This window comes from Leptospira brenneri, assembly GCF_002812125.1.
Taxonomy (GTDB): Bacteria; Spirochaetota; Leptospiria; order Leptospirales; family Leptospiraceae; genus Leptospira_A; species Leptospira_A brenneri.
In genome coordinates, this window is sequence record NZ_NPDQ01000005.1 from 32,630 (window position 1) to 52,645 (window position 20,016).

Here is a 20,016-nt window from a genome sequence, read left to right on the forward strand (position 1 = left end):
CGTCTCTGCCATGCTGGAATTTGGAAAGATGCTGTCACAAGTTTATTTTTCCTTATCAAACTCAATCAGAATGAGATCAAGAGAATTGGGATCATGATCGGTAGAAACCAAATCAATTGTTTCTCCATCCCCTCCAAATTGAGCCGATTTTGATAATTTAGTTTTCGTTGCTGATTGGAATTTTTCTAAAAACGAAGGTGATTTGGATTTGTTCACTGCGGCATTGATGGATTTGTAATCTAGCTGCTGTTTTGCGAAAATAATTACGATACTATCCTTTTTCCCAAGGTTATCGACTTCTAAACTTTGTTTTTTAGGAAATACTCTGACTCCGCTTGTCCCACAATAGGGGCTATGTTTATCTGTATAAGGGAAAAGAACGTAAGAACTTCCGTCTGTTTCCTGTCCAAAAATATAGAGATAAATTGGTTTTTCGTTTTTTACGCTAACTTTAAAACGGGTTCCCATTTTGATCGGTTGTTTCGTTTGGTATATGTTATCTTTTACTTGTTTTAGTGGGATAAAGTCTTTTGTCGCGTTATCGACAAGACCAAGTTGGTAGGAGAAAGACTCATTCGGAGCAAATGTTCTCGGTGGATATAAGGCATAAGCTTCTCTTACAAATTGGTTGAAATCTTCGTAACGTAACCAAAAAATTCCTTTTTGGCCAAACCGTTCCCCCCAAGAATTCATAATTTGAATGGCTCCGCCTTCTTTATTGTCATCATACCCAATGGCAGTCATTGCGTGACCACCCCATTCTTCGGAAGAATCTTTTCCTTTTATATATCTTTTGACTGCTTTATAATCTTCTGAAGTAGGAAACCAAACTGCTTTGTTTAAATCTAAAAAACTGCCGCCGACTTCCATGGAGATCACTACGGGAGAACCTTGTGATATATATTGTTTTATTGATTCGATATCAGTATCGTATTTTTCGCCATCTTCTGTTAGGCGCTGATACCCTTCGATACGGAACTCTTTTGCCTTTTCTTTTTGTTCTTTTGTTGGTTTACTTCGGCATGAACTTTCGTTATATGGGAACTCTGAAAATTGTAAATTACCTTGTTTTTTTAAATCATCAAGTAAATCAACTGGGTAAGCACCATCGCAATCTTTATCAGTGTTTTGATTGAAAAGGTAGGCCGGACTAAAACTTACCTTATTTGGATCTTCTCCTGTTGCTTTTGCATGTAAGATTGTACGAGCTGCATACGATACTGCCCATCCCGTGCAAGAGCCTTGGTCTCCTTGGTTTTGTCGTTTAGGTGCATATTTGAGTAAGGATACTTCAGAAGGTAATCCCTCTCCATATTCATTCGAAAGAGGTTCGTAAACTGGAGCACGGTCATAACGTTCTGTATCAAACTTTGCTCCAAGTTTATGAGGACCAACTGACGCTGATTCGGTGGAATTATCATCCTCGGTTTCCGAATCATCAGAAAAACTACCAATACAAATAAGACCAAGTAAACCTAAAAGTAAAATCGGGATCATTACCTTTGGGTATTTAAAAATAAGTCCACCCAAAAAGGCAAAAATTGCGATTAGAAAAAAAGAACTTCCTTCTGATTTAGATTCTTCTTCTGGTTCCTTGTCGTCATCCGTCATTCGAATTGGCATTTCAGTTCCTACTTAAACTTGATTGTACTTTTTGATTTATTATTTGTGACAATTGCGGATTTTTTATTAAATAAAATCGAATCGATAGAATCGTGTTCTACAGGGAGGACAATTTTTCCCTTTCGATCAATAATTCCATATTTTCCACCAACAATTCTACTATGTTCATCACCATCCGATTGAATTTCGCATCCGTTACAAACGATAGAATACCCTTTTTCGAAAGGAAAAACAAAATCATAAGTGGCAGGAATTTGTTTTTTGCAACGAGAATCAAAAAATCCAAACTTTTTATTTTCGATAAAACGAGCCAGTTTTTCTGAATAATAATCGGGGCCGTTGTCATAATTAAAAGCTTCCAAGAGTTTGTTATTTTTTGTATCAATACAATACCATTTATTTTCATACACTACAAAACTAACCAATTCCTTGGTAAAGTCCATTGTGTGTTGGTATTGTGGTTTGATAATTACTTTCCCCGATTTGTTTTTAAAGCCATAAAGGTTATTTTCTTCAAAAGAAATGGGGAGGTTCGATTGTGAATATAACGACAGACAAAATAATAAAAAAGTAAAAAGAAATTTCATAATACCTACTGATTAAAAATTAGAAAGTAAACCATTGCGATGAGAGCCAAACAGGCCAAAATGGGAAAGATTACACCTGGAAAAGAAAATCCAAATACAATAAATAACCCGATCACAAGACCAAGAACAAAACCGATAGGCACGGTAATCATAGTAATCATAGACCATGCGGCACCATTTTGGTCAAACTGAGCAATGATAAAGGGACCAAAGAACCCAATAAGGCCACCGATTACCATACAACCAGCAATCATTAAGATAGATTTTATTAATGTTCCAATCATATCTTTACTTGACGCAGTCCCAACCAGTTTGCCAATTACGGTCGTTTGTATGGTTCCACTTTCCTGTTAAGTGAGTTGGATCTGGGGTCATACGTTTGATTGCAAGTTCGAATTCGAAAGCTCCTGAATCACCCGTTTCTGATTCAGACCAAACACCGCTAAATGTATTGCCAGTAATTGTTCCTCTTAGGCTACCACCATTAGAATCATAAACACCAGTGACTGAAATTCCGGTTTGTTTGAGTGTGAGTTTTCCAAAATTTCCGCAGTCCCAAACTCCCGATACTTTTTTAGTAAATCCACCCTCTGGTCTTGCTTCATATTGTTGTCCTTTCTGTGCAGGAATGGATACAATCAGCGTAAAAAAAATACAAACTGAAACGATTGTTGAAAATTTGAATTTCATTTAGTCTCCTTTAGATTACAAAACTTTAAAGTTCTAAAACTATATGTCAAGTTCTTTGGGTTTCTTTATTTGCTCTTGTTCTTTCAAACAATTTTGGTCATCGCTTGGAAATAAAATTTTTATTTGTGACTAGTAGTTCACCGTATATTTTGTCTTTGTGTTCCCATGCGGTTTCAATCTGAAAGTAAAAATTTATTCTTAGTTAATTCTCTTAAGACTAACCTGCGAATGATTGTTTGGTCTTTCTTCTTTGTTTCTGAATGTATTCGCTCCTTATTCGATTGACATTCTGCTTACCTCCGATAGTGTTCCTGGAAATGTTCTCTTATCTTCGTCATTCGATCCTCTTTCTGTTTCTCTGTTTTTTTTCTGTTTGTTCGAATGGTGCAGAGAATCTCCAGAATCCCGTTGCTATCTCTGGAGTTTTGGATTTGAGTGGATGGGATTGGAGACGGGGAACTGTTTCCTTGGATGGAGTGTGGACTCTTGACGAAATTCCATGGGAACTGCCTTCGACTCAAGGTTTTCATGGTGCTCCCATGGGTTTTGGGATTTATCAACTAAAAATTAAATTGCCAGAGAACTCAACTCATTTAGCACTTTTGTCTCCATTGGTTGGAACCGCCTTTTCTTTGTCAGTTGATGGGAAGGTTCTTGCAGAGGAGGGAAAGGTTTCCAAAACACAAGAGGGAAGTTTACCATCTTATCGCCCTAGAGTCATTTTGCTTCCAGGTACCGATCAACAAGAAATAAATCTCACTATAGAAGTTTCTAATTGGGACGATCAATTTGGCGGTATATATTATAGTTTAAAAATCGGAACATTGGAACAAATCCAATCCATAAGAACCCAAGCTGTGATCTGGGAAGCTTTCCTTTTTGGTGCGATTTTTCTTATGGGACTTTATCATTGTGGTTCGTTTTTCTTTCGCAATCAAAATAGGGCCCCTCTTTGGTTTGGATTATTTTGTATCATGATTTCTTTTCGGTCTACTTTTTATAGTGAAACTTTATTTTTAGAAATATTCCCAGATGTGAGTTGGTATTTTATCATTCGAGGGGTGTATGTGACGATGGCTCTGGCTCTCGTTTGTTTTGCCGCCTTTGTTGATAGGTTGTATCCAAAACTTTCTTTTCGGCCAGCAGTAATCTTAACAGTTGTTGGTGGAGTTATTTATGCCTTTATTAATTTGTTTGCTCCCATCGTTTGGACTACAGCACTTCTTGTTCCATTTCAGTTGTTACTTCTTTCCTTTGGAGTTTATAGTTTAGCCACTGTTGGACGGGCTCTTTATTACAAAGAACCGGGTGCGGGTTTATTTGTGGGAGGAACAGTTATATTTTTATTAACCGTATTACTCGATATCATTAAAAGTCATTTCTTTTGGAATTTACCTTCTTTAGTAAATGTAGGCACATTTATATTTTTGTTAGCACAGTCCCTAGTGGTTGCAAGGCTTTTTGCAAATGCTTTTGCAACTAGTGAGATGCATTCTGCTGCTCTTGAAAAAATAAATTCCTCTCTTGAGAGATTTATCCCTCGTGAAGTTTTGGGTTTCTTAAATAAAAAAAGTATCACCGAAATTGTATTAGGGGATTTTTCAGAACTAAAGATGACTGTCTTTTTTTTGGATATCCGTAATTTTACTGGTTTGTCAGAGTCGATGAGTCCAAAGGAAAATTTTAAATTCATCAATTCGTTTCTTAAATTATTTGGGCCAATCATTCGAGATCATAATGGTTTTGTGGATAAATATTTAGGTGATGGGATGATGGCTCTGTTTCCTGGACCACCTGACGAATCATTGGCGGCAGCAATTGCGATGAGGCATGCACTAAGAGAATACAATGAGGGTAGGACTAGAGGTGGTTACCAAACGGTAGAGTTTGGAATTGGTATTCATACTGGCCCTCTGATGCTTGGGACCATTGGCGAAAATCGAAGGATGGATTCCACTGTGATTAGTGATACTGTCAATGCAGCAAGTCGCTTGGAAGGACTGACAAAGAAATACGCAGTAGATATTCTGATTTCGGGAGCTACAATCCAAAGTTTGGAACATCCTGAAGTGTTTCGGACGAAGTTTGTGGCAGAGGAAACGGTAAAGGGGAAGTTGAAACCAATAGAGGTTTTCCTTCTTACCTATGAACCTTGATCAATGTAAATTTTCCCCTTTTGTATTCGCTAAAAATTTGGAATGATTATGATTCTCATGAATTATGTAGATCAATGGAATCATTTCGTTATTTAAAATTTGATTCTGTTCAATTTTTCATTATTCTTTAATCAATGTTTGCTGTTCTTTTTTTGTTTTTTTTGAATTTTTCTAAAATATCACCTCCTTCCTTTTTGTTCGTTCTATAAATTTTGTAGTTGGGATTTATCAGGAATTTGCATCCTATAAACAATTAGGATGTAAATAAATGGAACAACTGGTTCACCATAATGATTTGATGAAATTTTGGATGTCGGTGACCGACCGCATTCCTTGGTATCAAAAACCAACGAAAGCTTATGGAATCGCTGAGGATGGATTGAATCACTGGTTTCCTGATGGAAAATTAAATACTTCTTATCTTGCTTTGGATCATCAAGTGGAACAGGGGAGAGGTGAAGCTGTGGCCATTTATTATGATTCTCCAGTCACAAAATCCAAAACCAAATTATCATATAAAGAACTTTTAGAATCAGTAGAAAAGATGGCTTTTGTTTTGGATTCCCTTAACGTTAAAAAGGGAGATACCGTTGTTATTTATATGCCAATGATCCCTGAGGCTTTAGTTTCGATGTTGGCTTGTGCGAGAATCGGTGCAGTCCACTCAGTGGTATTTGGTGGTTTTGCACCTCATGAGTTAGCGGTTCGGCTTGATGATTGTCGTCCTAAAGTTGTGATTACCGCTTCTTATGGAATTGAAGTATCAAAAATTATTCCTTATAAACCACTGTTAGATGAAGCAATGCATCTCTCAGCACATAAACCCGAGTCTGTCATCCTTAAGTCACGCCCTAATTTAGAAGTGATTATGCATACAGGAAGAGATTTTGATTGGGACGAACTTATGGAAACTGCAGGAAGAAAAAAGTCGGTTCCGGTTTCTTCTGCGGATCCTTTGTACATATTATATACTTCTGGTACAACAGGAAAACCCAAAGGTGTTGTGCGTGATAACGGTGGTCATGCGATTGCAATGCACTATTCCATGGAAAAAATCTATGATATGAAACCGACAGAAGTGTTTTTTGCTGCTTCTGATGTTGGTTGGGTTGTAGGTCATTCGTATATCGTATATGCACCATTGATTTATGGTTGTTCTACTGTTTTGTATGAGGGGAAACCTGTAAAGACACCGGATGCAGGTGCTTTTTATAGGATCATAGAAGAGTATAAAGTGAAAACTTTGTTCTGCGCACCCACAGCTTTTCGAGCGATTCGGAAAGAAGATCCAAATGGTAAAGAGTTGTCAAAATACAATATATCTTCGCTAAAATATCTTTTTTTGGCAGGGGAAAGAACCGATCCCGTGACCTATGATTGGGCTTGTGACCTTTTAAAGGTTCCCGTTGTTGATCACTGGTGGCAAACAGAAACAGGATGGGCGATCGCAGCCAATATGATGGGCGAATCACCATTGCCAGCTAAGGCTGGTTCGGCGACAAAGCCTGTTAAAGGATTTGATGTTCGCATTCTAGATGAAGAAGGACATGAATTGAAAAATGGGGAAAAAGGAAATATTGTGATCAAATTACCTTTGCCTCCGGGTTGTTTGCCAACTCTTTGGAATGACTATCCAAATTTTGAATCTTCTTATCTTTCTCATTATCCTGGTTATTATTTAACAGGTGATGGTGGTTACTTTGATGAAGATGGATATTTATTCATTCTTGGGCGTATCGATGATGTGATCAATGTGGCCGGCCATAGACTTTCTACTGGAGAAATGGAAGAAATCGTCGCAGAAAATCATTCGATTGCGGAATCGGCTGTGATTGGAATTGGTGATGAGATCAAAGGTCAGGTTCCCATTGCCATTGTTGTTTGTAAAGATGGGCTTGTGATTGATCAAAAAGCCATTGATTCAGACTTAACTCATCGAATTAGAGAAAAGATTGGAGCAATTGCTTCTCTGAAGGCAGTTGTGTTTGTAAAAAGACTTCCAAAAACCAGATCAGGAAAAATCTTACGTAAAACAATGAGAAAGATGATCGATGGTGAGGAATATTCCATTCCTTCTACAATTGATGATCCTTCTATTTTGGATGAAGTAATGGATGCGGTTCGGTTGAAAATGCTGAAGTAATGGTTTGACTTATCATCAAAAATCATTGATCAGCAATTGAATCTAGGTCCAATCTGTGGAACTTAGTTTGGATCTAGAACAAACAAAAACAATTTTTGGTATTTCTAATTTCCGAGGAAACCAAGAAACCATCATTAAACATATCCAGTCTGGGGGGAATGCTCTTGTTCTTATGCCCACGGGAATGGGTAAGTCTCTATGTTATCAGATCCCTGCATTGATGATGCCAGGTTTGTGTATTGTTATTTCTCCACTCATTGCGCTTATGAAAGACCAAGTCTCTTCCTTAAAAAGAAAAGGTGTGGCTGCAGAATTTATCAATTCTAGTTTAGGAAAGTCGGAAAGGCTCCAACGTTATGATAAACTTGCATCAGGTGAATATAAAATATTATATGTTTCGCCAGAAAGGTTTCAAAAAAAAGATTTTTTAGATGCTTTGAGTAAACAAACCGTTTCCCTTCTTGCTATTGATGAAGCGCACTGTATTAGCCAATGGGGGCATGACTTTAGGCCTGACTATACAAAGATTGTTTGGTTTCGCGAAGTATTGGGATTCCCAACTACGATGGCACTCACCGCCACTGCATCAAAAAGAGTACAAGAAGATATCATTTCACAATTAGGAATTGAAAAGGATAAAATTCAGATTTTTGATGATGGTTTGTTTCGTCCTAATTTAAAATTATCTGTTCTGGATTGTTTTGATTCAGAATCAAAATTCAATACAATCTTGGGTGATTTGGAAAAACGCAAAGGTGCAACAATCATCTATTTTAGTTTGATCCAAGACTTAGAAAAATTCAGCCATTGGATGGATACTAAAAGGAAAAAACATTTAGTTTATCACGGTAAATTATCTGCAGACCAAAGAAATAAAGTACAATCTTTGTTTCTCAAATCTGAGGACGGAGTCCTCCTTGCCACAAATGCTTTTGGTATGGGTATCGATAAACCTAACATTCGTAATATTTTTCATGCACAAATTCCAGGTAGTATCGAATCATACTATCAAGAAATTGGTCGTGCTGGTAGAGACGGAGATCCATCTGATTGTATACTTTATTACCAACAAGATGATCTGGCTGTACAAATGGAATTTATTGAATGGCAAAATCCAGATAAATCTTATCTCCAAAAGTTATATAATGTCCTCACCCAAAAACAAGCAGAGTTGTCTGGTTTGGATTATGAAACATTACAATCTTATATGACTTTCAAAAACAAAGGTGATCATCGAATCCAAACAGCTTTAAGTTTGCTTACAAGTAAAGGACTTGTTTCTGGTGATTTGGAAAGAGGGACTTTACAAATAGAATCTTCTTGGTCAGATTCTATTTTTTCTGAAACGGAATTATTAGAGAGAAAAAAGGAAAATCAAAAAAGGTTGTACCAGACTGTCCTTTATACCAAAACAGAAAATTGTAGAAGAAAATTCATACATGAATATTTTGATTCTGCTTTTGGTGGTTGTGGGAATTGTGATTTGTGTTCTGCCAAGTTATGACCTGAATCTAGGGTCATCATAAATTCTATTGTTAGGCCTGTATCAACAGAAGAGTGCCTTCTCTTTATTTCTTGTTTAAATTGTTCGCTTTAAAAAAATGGACTTAATTCCGGGAGGAATGAGGTGTAAATCCTCAGCTGACGGCGCAACCGTGATTTCCATATAACTATTGGATAAGTCGGATCTTCCCGCAAATGAATCGCCCGTAAACGATCATTAGCACCGAAATTTATTTTCAGGGCCCCGGACAAATATGTCATTGGGTCGTTGTAAATGAAAAAATCACAACTTATCAATTCTGCGCTCCTAGTGACAACTATAGGAGACAAAATTGAAAATTCAAAAAAGTTTAATTCTCTTGGGCATTTCCGTGTTTTTAGTCTGGAATTGCGAAAAAAAACCATCTAACGTAGATTCTGCGCTACTGTTGCCACTTTTGCAAGTAGATCAAGTTGGAGACTCTGGCGATTCTACAAATCCTACGAATCCACCAACAAATTCATCTAATACCGGTAAGGGTGTTTGGTTAGCAGATACCGTCACCTCTGCACCTGGTCATACTGGTTCTGGAATTGGGAATAGTAACAATGCGGTGAATGGAGTCAGGGGGGTTGGCATTGGTGGTGGAGGTACGGATGTATTTTCATTATACTATACTTTAGCAAACGATCACATTATTTTAGAATGGGCTGGTCATAAAATTAAAAATGGCCCAGGTATCGATTTTATTGTTTTTGAAAATGCTTTTAAAGTATCAAATCCAAATACCTATTTTATGGATATCATCATTGTTGAGTTAAGTAATGATATGGTGAATTGGTGTGGATTTAATCCTAATTACATATTTTCGCCTGAAACAAGTTATTCGAAGATCCCTAGTGATTGGCCGAGGTTTGCTGGCCGTAATGCTGTTTTGTTTAATGAAACAACAAAAAACTTTGGATATGATCCTGATTTAGTTTTTGATACAGCCAATTCAGGTGGAGATGGGTTTGATTTAGACGAGCTCAGTGATGTATCGAATACGGCTGGTGGCTCTGGTTGTACTGTCAGTTTGAGAGATGAGTTAAAAGCAGGATTTACCTATATCAGACTATCTTCTGCATCTTCTGTTCGTTGGAAAAATCCAGATACAAATTTGGCTTTCGTAAAAGAAGCAATTTCCAATGGCCCAGACATTGATGGAGTGTATGCTAGATACAGAACTCCTAGATAAATAGATCGAACAACCTCTTTCGGCCATCCAAAGTTTTTAGGGAATTTCCTTTTGGATGGCTTTTCCCATTGTCAAAAATTTTAAATTCGATTTTATCTTTGTGACATTTTGTTCGTTTTTCGCAGAAAAATAATTTGAAATGACAAATTTTTTTCGTAAGTAATAATGAAGATACACTCTTTCGAATTTATCATTTCAAATGAAACAAAAAGTTTTTCTTAATATCGGCGAGGCTTATTTCACTTCAGGGGTCTACGAAATTCGTACAATTTTAGGATCCTGTGTTTCTGTATGTATGTACCACGAGAAAACAAAACATAGTGCCATCAATCATATCCTGTTACCAGGAAGTAATGATAAGGTAGAAGAGAAAAAAAGTTCACGGTATGGAATTACTTCGATGGAACTTTTGATCAACGAATTTGTAAAATTGAACATCCCTCGTACGGAATTAAAGGCAAAAATATTCGGTGGATCTCAAACTTTAAAACTAACAACGAGTAACGCTGGTCCAAAAAATATAAAATTCGTTAAAGACTTTTTACAAACAGAAAAAATTCCAATCATCAGTGAAGATACTGGTGGAGATTTATATAGAAAATTAGTTTTTCATACGGATTGTTATGATGTTTTTATCACAAGAATACCTGCGAACCAATCCACTGAAATTCTTACACAAGAAAGACATTTTGAAACGAAGGTTCGCGAAAGAATGGTTAAAAAAACTTCTATTTTTACATTTTAACCAGTGATTCGTTTGAGAACTTCAATCAAATCTTCATCATCAAAGGGTTTCACGATCCATGCTTTAACACCGGCATCTTTCCCTGCTTGGCGTAAATGGTCACTTGATTCTGTGGAAACAATGACAATATTCGCACCTGCACCTTTTGGGTGTGCTAAAAAATCACGAGATAACTCAATCCCATTTTTTCCAGGCATATTGACATCAAATACACAACCATCAAATGGTCCGTTAAGCTCTAAACTTTTCATTGCTTGTTCGGCATTTTCTGCTTTGAATATTTCATAACCTTCATCACCAAGAACCATTTCCATAAGTTTAAGGGCCGTTGGTGCATCATCACAAAGTAATATTTTTTTTGACATATTGAATCTCCTCGTTAACTATAAATATTGTAAAATAACATCAGGTATGGAAGAAAGACTTACTTGTCTATCAACAGCACCTAACAAAAATGCTTCTCTCGGCATACCATACACTACGCTGGATTCTTCATCTTGACCAATCGTACGGCCGCCAGAATCTTTTATTGCTTTTAAACCAACCGCTCCGTCTCTTCCCATCCCGGTAAGTAAGATGGCCAAACAATGGCTCCCCATTTTCCCTTGGGAAATAGAGTTAAACATTACATCTACGGAAGGTCGATGCCCACTCACTTTATCAAACATTTCTACTTCTAAATAAAAACGTCCTGCTAATCGACGTACCAAGAGGTGTTGGTCACCTGGTGCCAAATAAACATGACCTGGTTCTAATATATCTCCATGTTCAGCTTCTTTCACTGGTAGACCTGTGGTTTGGTTGAGTCTTTGTGCAAACAAAGTCGTAAAGTGTTCTGGCATATGTTGTACAATGACAATGGGAGGTAAGTCATTAGGTAATTTATGCAATATAAAATCTAATGCTTGTGTCCCTCCTGTGGAAGCACCAATCGCAATTAATTTAATGTTTGTTTGTTTGCCTTTTAATCCAGATAGTTTGGATTGATTACTCGTTATGTATTGTTTTGGTTTTGAACCAAGGCCAAATTTTTTAATTTTATTCTTTAATTCTTCTAACATTCTTAGAAAATCAGCTTCAGTCCCATCTGGTTTTTTGACAAAATCCATTGCTCCTTTTTCAAGAGCTTGGATGGTTGCATTGGCACCTGACACTGTATATGTGCTAAGCATAATGACAGGGATGGGAAAATTGGGAATTAACCAATCTAAAAATTCAATTCCAGTCATCCCAGGCATATCAACATCTAGGCTAATCACGTCTGGTAAAAGCTGTGGAACTAGACGTTTGGCTTCTAGTGCATTGGAAGCAGTTCCAACCACTTGAATATTTGGATCGTTGGAAAACATTTCCGTAAGAACATTTCTTACAACCGATTGATCATCAACAATGAGTAACTTAATCATCAGTCAATTCGTTGCATTTTTTGGAAAATGGATTTTACATCTAAAATCAAACTCACATTCCCACTTCCTAGGATGGTGAATCCATTGACCCCGTTCGCTTCCTCTAAAATTCCTTGTAATGGTTTGATGACAACGTTTTGGTTCCCAATGATTTCATCAACTCTGAGGCCAATGAGTTTCTTTTCATACTCAAGGACAATCATAAGAGGGTCTAAACCATCATAAAAAATTTCTTCCCTATGGTTTAGGATTTGGTTGATATCGAAGATAGGAATAAAAGTTCCGCGAACATCAATTACCTTCTGGTTGTCTTCTAATGGAATCTCTGTACGATCGCGAAGGCTAATAAATTCTCTTAGTTCTGTTGTTTGAATCGTAAAAAATTTGTTCCCAATTCTAACAACGGTTCCTTCCATAATTCCCAGCGATAATGGAATTCTTAAAATGAAACTTGTTCCTTTTCCTAGATGGCTATGGATTTCAATTTTTCCACCCATCCTCTCGATGTTTTGGCGAACAATATCCATTCCTACGCCACGGCCAGATATATCAGTTACCGATTCCGCAGTAGACAATCCAGGTACAAAGATTAAATTGTAAACCTCTCTATCCGAAAGTTGGTCTGTGTCTCCCGAAAGAATTCCTCTCTCTATGGATTTTTTAATGATTTTTTCTCTATTGAGTCCTCTGCCATCATCCCGAATCATTACCCAGACTTCGTTTACTGATTGCCTTGCGCTGAGTTGGATGGAACCTACTTCTGGTTTGTTTGCTAACGAACGTTCTTCGGCATTTTCAATTCCATGATCAATCGAGTTTCTTAAGATATGAATGATTGGATCTGCGATTAAATCCACTATCGATTTGTCGATTTCTGTTTCTTCGCCACTGATATAAAGTGCGACTTTTTTATTGGCCTTCTTTTGAAGATCTCTTATTAAACGAGACATCTTGTGGAAAACTCCACTGATCGGAATCATTCGCGTAGAGAGAGCAACTTCTTGTAAATCCAAAACAATTTTACGAAGCCGATTGATGGAAGAATTAAAATCTTCGTTTCGAAGTTTCTTCAGAAGAGGGTGTTGTGTTACATTGGATTCTGCAATTACAAGTTCACCTACCAGGTCCATGAGTGCATCTAACTTTTCGTTGGCGACTTTTATCTCTTTTTTGTGAACCGATGAAGAAGGACCTGTTACCTCTTTATCAACTGGTGTTTTCGTTTGGATGAGGGAATCTTGCGTTTGTTTGCCTAATACAGTTTGTGTTTCGACTGGTTCCGGTGTTTTGATATCTTCTATTGGCGAAGTGGTTTCTGATTCACCGAATATTTCAAAACTTTTTTTCTTTAACGGAACATCGGGTGAAACTTCAGATGTCTCTTCTCCAAAGATTTCGAAACTTTTTTTCTTTGTTGGTTTAGGTTCCGTTGGCGCATCGGTTGTTTCTGAGTTTAGTCGTTTGATTTCACGTTTTAAAACTTCGATGATTGCTTCCGATTCTTCATCCAATTCAGGATTGGATTTCGTTTCATCTACTTTTTGTAATAGTCTTCGTAACTGGTCGCAAGTATTGATTAATACCTGGCAAACATCTTCACTCGGAAGGAGTTTTTCCTTACGCAAAATATCCATTAAGGTTTCTGCTTCGTGTGAAATTTTTACTAAACTTTCTAATTTTAGTAATCCACTAGAACCCTTAAGTGTATGAACCGCTCGGAATAGATTATTGATTAACTCTTCATCATATTCACCTGATCTATCATTGATTTCTTCGATAGAGAGGATTGCGGATTCGCAAACCTCTATCAATTCAAATCCTTCAGGAATAAAGTCGAGTAAGAGCTGTTCTCTTCCCATAAATTAACTCAGAATTTTTCAGTTAAAGCGGCATGTTCGTGGCCAGAACTAAATGCATTAGCCTGTTTGTTGTTTTTCCCAAATTCAGCTGCAATGTTTTTTAGATCACCTGGTTTGTTTGTAATGGTTTTTTTCTGTTTAGCCACTAGTAGTTTTTCTTTGTCTATTTTGACTAAAGTTCCCATAATTTCCATTAGGTGGCCGGATTGTTCTTTTAACTCATTGGAAGTTGCTGCTAATTCTTCTGAAGAAGAAGCTGCAATCTGTGTTGTTTGATCCATTTGAGTCATCGCTAAGGAAATTTGGTTGATCCCGGAAGATTGTTCACTAGAAGCATCTGCAATCGACGAAACGAGTTCTGCCGTTTTTTGAATGCTTGGAACAATCTCTTCAATAACCTTTCCTGCCTCTTCTGCGAGTGATACACTATTGGAGGAAAGTTGGTTGATTTCTTGGGCTGCTACCTGGCTTCTTTCTGCTAGTTTTCTGACTTCATCCGCAACTACAGCAAAACCTTTTCCATGTTTCCCAGCACGAGCAGCTTCAATTGCAGCATTTAGCGCTAGTAAGTTGGTTTGGTAAGCGATTTCTTCGATAATTTTGATTTTCGAAGAGATGTTTTTCATCGCATCCAGAGTTTTAAATACAGCTTCTCTTCCTTTTGTAGTTTCTTTGGCAGAAGTGGAAGCGATTTCATTTGTTTCGTTTGCTGCTTGTGAGTTTTGTGTCACAGAAGAAGACATTTCTTCAATAGATGCGGTTGATTCTTCGATGGAAGCTGCTTGTTCACTTGCTCCTTGGCTAAGTGAGTAAGCAGTGGAAGAAACTTGTTCTGCTGCAGTGGAAACTGTTGTTGCGATTTCTACAGCAGAGTTAAGCGCTTTTGTGATGCTTACGATAATCCAAGCGGCAAGAAGAGCGGAAATGATTGCTGAGACTATAAATAGGCCTGCCATAAAAATGAATATACCTTGGTAGTATTCATCAGTAAGTCTATTTGCTTCGTCCATATCGGCTGCTGCCATCGCTGCAATGTCATCGGCAATGGCATCAAATCGATCTGCGGCAGGCCGACCTTTGGCTGAAGAAATATCTTGTGCTTGTTGTGTTAAATTTTTTAAAGCAATTACTTTTACTAGTTCAAAAGCATCCGCATAGTCCTTAAAAGCACCTCTAAGTTCTTCTAGTTTCTCTTTGTCTTTTTGATTTCCGATTTTTTCTAGTTCTTGGATGTAACTAAATAATTCTGAAGTGTAACGAACTCTATCACTTAAACGTTTGTTCATTAGTTCAACTGATTGATCAAGGATTAAGTTTTTCTCGTTTCTTGCGAGCCACATAAACTTTGTTCGTATTTTTTCCGAAAATTGAACCTTCGGTGAATAGATCAATACTAAATCAGTTACTTTGTTGTTAAATATATTAACACTGTAAATTCCTGAGCCAGTGCCGATACCGATAAAAACAATTAACAAGCTGAATCCGAGGATCAATTTTCCTTTAACTGTCATGGACTTTAGATTAAACATTTTTTTTCCTCTTTTATGTTTGATTGCTGATTGCTACATCTAATGCGAGTTGGTCTTCGTCTTTTAGAAGTTTTTCGATATTGAGTAAAACTTTTACATCATCGCTGACCTTAGCTATCGATTTAATAAACTGATTCCCTTGGTGGTCTCCAAATCTTGGAGCCTCTTCCATATTGGTTGGTGCAATTTTGATGACTTCTTTTACTGTGTCTACGATGAGACCGATTAGTTGTTGGTTTACGTTTAGAATGATGACACAGGTTTTGTCATTGTAACCGATGGACTGCATTCGAAATCTATCTCGAACGTCTATAAGAGCAATTACTTTTCCACGAAGATTGATGACACCTTTGATGAAGGTAGGCATATCAGGAATTTCAGTAATACTTTGCATCCCCACAATTTCTGTTATGAATTTAATTTCGATCCCGTAACTTCTATCTGCCAAAGAAAAAATTAGAAACCGACCATCTAGTGTGTCTTCATCATCAAAGTCATCATTGTCATCGGAAAGAGAATCCATATCTAAATTGTTCATAGTGTTACCTACTTATGATCGAAAAAAAGGAATATCTGAACTTGTCTAATCAAAATTATAAATCTACTTAATAAACCGGTTTTAAGCCACAATATCAAATTCCAAGGTTACGGATACTTCCGAGGATTTGTCCTTATAAATATTGGAATCTAAAACATTGAAGTAAATTTTTGCATTCATATCTTCTAGGATTTTTTTTACAATAGGTAAACCAAGTCCCAAACCAAATTCTTCTTTTGAATACCTTTCATCGACGTATCGATTGACTCGATAAAAAGGTTGAAATAAAATAATTTCTTCTGATTTTTTGAAATCAAATTGATGGATTGATGGATCCATTGGTGCATTTAAAATTTTAAGAGAAAGTTTATCTCCTGCTTTCATAAATAAAATATAAATACTCGAATTGTCCGGTCCATACTTCATTGCATTGATTAAGAGTTCGCGAATCGCAGTTCTTAATAGTTTTAAATGACAACGAAATTGATTCTCCTGTCCATTTTGTAAGTTAGAGATATGGAATCTTTGGTTTTTGATGATGGTCATATCTGAAAGATAACTTACTTCTTCTTGAATCAAACTATGTAAGTCTTTCAGGCTTGCAGGTTCCGTAGCACTTGCACTTCCTTCGAAAACGATTTGTGCTTCTGCTAAGGTCTGGACTAATTTTTTTGTACTACGAAAGTTATCGTCAATCAACTCAAAGATAGCAGAAGGAACTTCATAATGATCGTCTACTTTTTTTGCTTTCCTAACAAGGGACCCAACTGTAGTCACTAGTGCTCCTAAACCAGATCCTTGCATAAGCGAAGTGTTGAGATTGGGGAGGGCTTTTTCCATCCAATCTTTATGGCTTCCTTTGCCTTCGATTTCATGGCGCCAGTTGAAGATCTTTATGATTTCTTTATGTAAATTCTCTTCATATTGTACAACTGCCTTTTGGACTTGGGAGAGATCTTTCAGATTTCCCTCTGCAATTTCTAAAGCAGAGATCAGAAAAAACTTTTCTGTTTGGCCTGGAGAGGCAAATGGAGCTACTTTGATAAATAACTGAAACTCAGAAAAAGAAAAATGCGAGGCAAAAGGGATTCCTGTTCCTATTACTTCCGATATTGTTTCCCTCAGGTTGACATAGGATTCAGGAATGAATTCCTCTAAGGTCTGGCCAACAACATTGGAACCTAATTGCCAGGGAGTTGTTTCGGAAGAATAGGCTTCGATAATTTCGCCGGTTTCGGAAAGAAGGATGTAGGTTCCTGCGGGTAGGGATGGGAAAAGGGAACCCGCAAAAGATTTGATTGTATCATCCGTAGACATTTCCGTCATTTCGCCCTCAAGTTTAGAATTAGAACACATTTATAACGGACTATATTTATAACATAATTATTCATAAATTCAAGTAGGTGTATGAAAAAAAGTTCATAAATCCTCGTCTCCAATCATTTCTCGAATTATGTCGTATCTTTTTTGTGGCTCTATTTGGGTAACAGTTTTTTAGGTTACTCTTTGTTCTCCTTTCGTTGTTTGAACGATATATTTATTAATTATAATATACGGATAAGTTGATATGTTGAAGACTGTAGTCTTATTCGCTAAATCACTTCGTTGATACACTAAGATAAGACATGAATTGAAGTACGGTCGCGACCGGTTCCTTTAATTGTTCTTTTCTGATGAGTTTTCTAGTTAGTAAGAAACACAGCGTACATACAATGAATTATTTTTTGGGTGTCCTTCATAGATACTATTGAATGTTGTTGTGAAGTTGATATACCATGCATTGGAAGTCGCAGCATAGGTAGTCGATGTCCAATAATATCCGCTAGCGGAAGAGACTGTATTAGGAAATGTAACTTGGTCAATTGTAGGTCCAGTAGCTTTTGTAAAATCGTACAAACTCACTAGCTCATTACGGTTGGGAAGTTTCCAGGATTTAGATCCTAAAGACAAACTACTACAATAAGTAAGTGCAGTAGCCCAACTTGTTGGAGTTGCTCCACCGGAACAAGTGGAATCATTGTTTTGTCCGTAAGAGCATTTTTGCCAAGTAAGTCCTGTGGAATTGTCTTTTACCGTTCCATCTCCATGGTCGGTAAAGGAAAAAGTTTCGATTGGAGGTAGGGAAGCAACACAGCGGCCATAATATCCATTTGTGTTTATCGTTGCGTATGAATTTCCGGCACTATAGTCCAGATACCAACGATCAGTATTTGGAGGATAGGGAGTAGATGCCCAATAGGCAAAGTTGGCTGTAGAAGGGAGGGTCGTGGGATCTATGATTGTAAGGGATGTTTTGCTTGCGTCGTTAGTGGTTAATAACTCCTTCATGGTAGGGAGACGCCAGGTGTTGTATCCTGCATAACCATTTCCGGAATTCAAAGAATTGAGTGCATTACAGGAGGTAGTTAGAACTGTGATGCCACCAGTGGTCAGCCCCGGGCTGTTTATCGCACAAGTAGGTCCTTCTAAACCTTGCGAACATGTTTTCCAAATGATTCCCGTGGATTGATCCAAAGATATATAATCATTGGGGTAGGTTGCATTGGCACTAGGCCCAGTGTAATTCGTGGAAATTCCAGAGCCAAACGATCCATCATCGCCAGAGCTATAAATTGCAGTTTGTCCAGTTTTTAGAGGAAGGAGGGAATAGGTTCCTTCGACAATGGGACTATGGTCCATTCCTGGTTTGATGGCAATGGCACGAATCCTTTGGCCCGCAAGTCTCCAAATGGAAGATGGTGTTGCATACAGTGTAGATGCATCCGTCGGATCTGACCCATCTGTTGTGATGTAAATGGTGGCACCAGGGGTTATGGTGGAAATGGAAATAAAATGGGGTTCGTTGTAATGCCCTGGAGCTGGGGAAAAAAAAGGAGGCAATACTTGGTTTAAATTCACTGCACAATGTTTGGAAGTATTTCCAGAAAGGATTTTAAAAAGTATTGTTTCGTAGTAACCTTTGAAATTTGGATCACATTGGTTTTCTAAATCGGCTTGATTGCAGTTCGTATAAAAGATAGCAACACATAAGAAAAAAAGAGTGCGGACAAAAAAAACAAGGTAACGGCTCTGTTGCATATCTTAGGCTGCTGAATCGTCCAAATCTATCTTAGTAATTTCTAGATAAAAACAAAATCGTATGCTATTGACAAGTGATTTATCAAATTACAAAGCAATTCTCGGACAGTTTGCACTTAATTTAGGATAGATACTGAACTTGTGACTTTTGTAAACAAACCGGGAATCTAGAGGTTCTGGTTTTGATTATGGACGTGTTGTTTCTCGAAATTCGGATGCTGTAATTTTGAGTTCTTTTTTAAAAGCGTCATAAAAGCTGGAAAGAGATTTATACCCTACTTCAAATCCAATATCACTTACATTCTTTTCTGGGTATTGGATTAGAAGTTCTTTTGCTTCCCCGATGCGGTAACTATGCAGGAAGGAATGAAAAGTTGTTTGTTTTTTCCCGTTTAAAAATTCAGACAGTTGCCTTGGGTGTAATTCCAATTCACTCGCCAGAACTTCTAAAGATAGGTCTTCATTCCGATAAACCTTTTTCACTTCCATAAGATGGGACAAACGATTTTGTAGATCCTCTAGATCTACTTGTAATAAGCGCGATTTCGGAGTGTTTTGATTTGTGTTTTCTTTTTGATAAGTTGTGGCAAAATGGTTATACCTTTCTAGAGCCAATCGGAGTCGATCCTCCGAAATTGGTTTTGCAATGAAATCAATCACACCATATTCAAATGCACGGATTGCGTTGTCAGTATTTGCAGAAACGATAATGGTTATAGTTTTGGTAGTTGGAATTTGATCTAAAACTTCAAAACCATCGGATCCAAAGATATTTAAATCTAAAAAAAATAAATCAATAGGAAATTGGTTTAAGTAAGTATTTGCTTCTTGAATTGAAGTTACATGTTGAATTTCAGTTTTTGAAGGACTTAAAATTGAGTTTAGTAACTTAATTAGGTATTTAGCATGGACAGGTTCGTCTTCTAGAATCAATATTTTCAT

Annotated in this window: 17 protein-coding genes; 5 read left to right on the forward strand and 12 right to left on the reverse strand. The window is 37.2% G+C overall.

Going from position 1 to position 20,016, the window contains the following annotated elements:
* Positions 1-42 precede the first annotated feature (42 nt).
* The 4 genes from CH361_RS11615 to CH361_RS11630 are packed head-to-tail and all read right to left on the reverse strand — an operon-like array spanning position 43 to position 2,900.
* On the reverse strand, positions 43-1,623 hold the full coding sequence (locus CH361_RS11615) for a C1 family peptidase (RefSeq protein WP_100790989.1): 1,581 nt from the start codon (positions 1,621-1,623) through the stop codon (positions 43-45).
* Between the two features lie 8 nt (positions 1,624-1,631).
* Positions 1,632-2,210, reverse strand: a complete 579-nt coding sequence (locus CH361_RS11620; RefSeq protein ID WP_100790990.1) for a WG repeat-containing protein — start codon at positions 2,208-2,210, stop codon at positions 1,632-1,634.
* A gap of 5 nt (positions 2,211-2,215) precedes the next feature.
* Positions 2,216-2,494, reverse strand: a complete 279-nt coding sequence (locus tag CH361_RS11625) for a hypothetical protein (protein ID WP_100790991.1) — start codon at positions 2,492-2,494, stop codon at positions 2,216-2,218.
* Between the two features lie 4 nt (positions 2,495-2,498).
* Positions 2,499-2,900 carry a hypothetical protein gene (locus CH361_RS11630; RefSeq protein ID WP_100790992.1) on the reverse strand — a complete coding sequence of 134 codons (402 nt, stop codon included), beginning with the start codon at positions 2,898-2,900 and terminating at the stop codon, positions 2,499-2,501.
* A 317-nt stretch (positions 2,901-3,217) separates the two neighbouring features.
* On the opposite strand from CH361_RS11630, the gene CH361_RS11635 reads away from it, so the two are divergent.
* The 5 genes from CH361_RS11635 (at position 3,218) to CH361_RS11655 (ending at position 10,664) form a co-directional block, all read left to right on the forward strand.
* Positions 3,218-5,056, forward strand: coding sequence for an adenylate/guanylate cyclase domain-containing protein (locus CH361_RS11635; protein ID WP_165782260.1), 1,839 nt, complete (start codon positions 3,218-3,220; stop codon positions 5,054-5,056).
* 268 nt (positions 5,057-5,324) lie between these two features.
* A complete protein-coding gene (locus CH361_RS11640; RefSeq protein ID WP_100790994.1) occupies positions 5,325-7,199 on the forward strand; it encodes an AMP-binding protein in 1,875 nt (624 codons plus the stop codon).
* 55 nt (positions 7,200-7,254) lie between these two features.
* The gene (locus CH361_RS11645; protein WP_425268682.1) at positions 7,255-8,703 is read left to right on the forward strand and encodes a RecQ family ATP-dependent DNA helicase; all 1,449 of its coding nucleotides are present in this window, start codon (positions 7,255-7,257) and stop codon (positions 8,701-8,703) included.
* A 331-nt stretch (positions 8,704-9,034) separates the two neighbouring features.
* Complete coding sequence (locus CH361_RS11650) at positions 9,035-9,919, forward strand: LIC_13355 family lipoprotein (protein WP_100790995.1); 885 nt, start codon at positions 9,035-9,037, stop codon at positions 9,917-9,919.
* A 199-nt stretch (positions 9,920-10,118) separates the two neighbouring features.
* Complete coding sequence (locus CH361_RS11655; protein ID WP_100790996.1) at positions 10,119-10,664, forward strand: chemotaxis protein CheD; 546 nt, start codon at positions 10,119-10,121, stop codon at positions 10,662-10,664.
* Here CH361_RS11655 and CH361_RS11660 read toward each other — a convergent pair.
* From CH361_RS11660 to CH361_RS11695, 8 genes are all read right to left on the reverse strand, one after another.
* The gene (locus CH361_RS11660) at positions 10,661-11,029 is read right to left on the reverse strand and encodes a response regulator (protein ID WP_100790997.1); all 369 of its coding nucleotides are present in this window, start codon (positions 11,027-11,029) and stop codon (positions 10,661-10,663) included. The two genes, CH361_RS11655 and CH361_RS11660, sit on opposite strands and share 4 nt — an antisense overlap.
* Before the next feature lie 18 nt (positions 11,030-11,047).
* A complete protein-coding gene (locus CH361_RS11665; RefSeq protein WP_100790998.1) occupies positions 11,048-12,070 on the reverse strand; it encodes a protein-glutamate methylesterase/protein-glutamine glutaminase in 1,023 nt (340 codons plus the stop codon).
* Positions 12,070-13,929 carry a chemotaxis protein CheA gene (locus tag CH361_RS11670; protein ID WP_100790999.1) on the reverse strand — a complete coding sequence of 620 codons (1,860 nt, stop codon included), beginning with the start codon at positions 13,927-13,929 and terminating at the stop codon, positions 12,070-12,072. Before CH361_RS11670 ends, CH361_RS11665 begins: the two co-directional genes overlap by 1 nt.
* Positions 13,930-13,937: 8 nt before the next feature.
* Positions 13,938-15,458 (reverse strand): HAMP domain-containing methyl-accepting chemotaxis protein, encoded by a 1,521-nt coding sequence (locus CH361_RS19880; protein WP_100791000.1) that lies wholly within the window; start codon positions 15,456-15,458, stop codon positions 13,938-13,940.
* A gap of 13 nt (positions 15,459-15,471) precedes the next feature.
* Positions 15,472-15,996, reverse strand: coding sequence for a chemotaxis protein CheW (locus tag CH361_RS11680; protein WP_100791001.1), 525 nt, complete (start codon positions 15,994-15,996; stop codon positions 15,472-15,474).
* A gap of 81 nt (positions 15,997-16,077) precedes the next feature.
* Complete coding sequence (locus CH361_RS11685; protein ID WP_244279810.1) at positions 16,078-17,352, reverse strand: sensor histidine kinase; 1,275 nt, start codon at positions 17,350-17,352, stop codon at positions 16,078-16,080.
* Positions 17,353-17,682: 330 nt separating this feature from the next.
* The gene (locus CH361_RS11690) at positions 17,683-19,074 is read right to left on the reverse strand and encodes an Lcl domain-containing protein (protein WP_100791003.1); all 1,392 of its coding nucleotides are present in this window, start codon (positions 19,072-19,074) and stop codon (positions 17,683-17,685) included.
* Positions 19,075-19,260: 186 nt separating this feature from the next.
* A complete protein-coding gene (locus CH361_RS11695; protein ID WP_100791004.1) occupies positions 19,261-20,016 on the reverse strand; it encodes a response regulator transcription factor in 756 nt (251 codons plus the stop codon).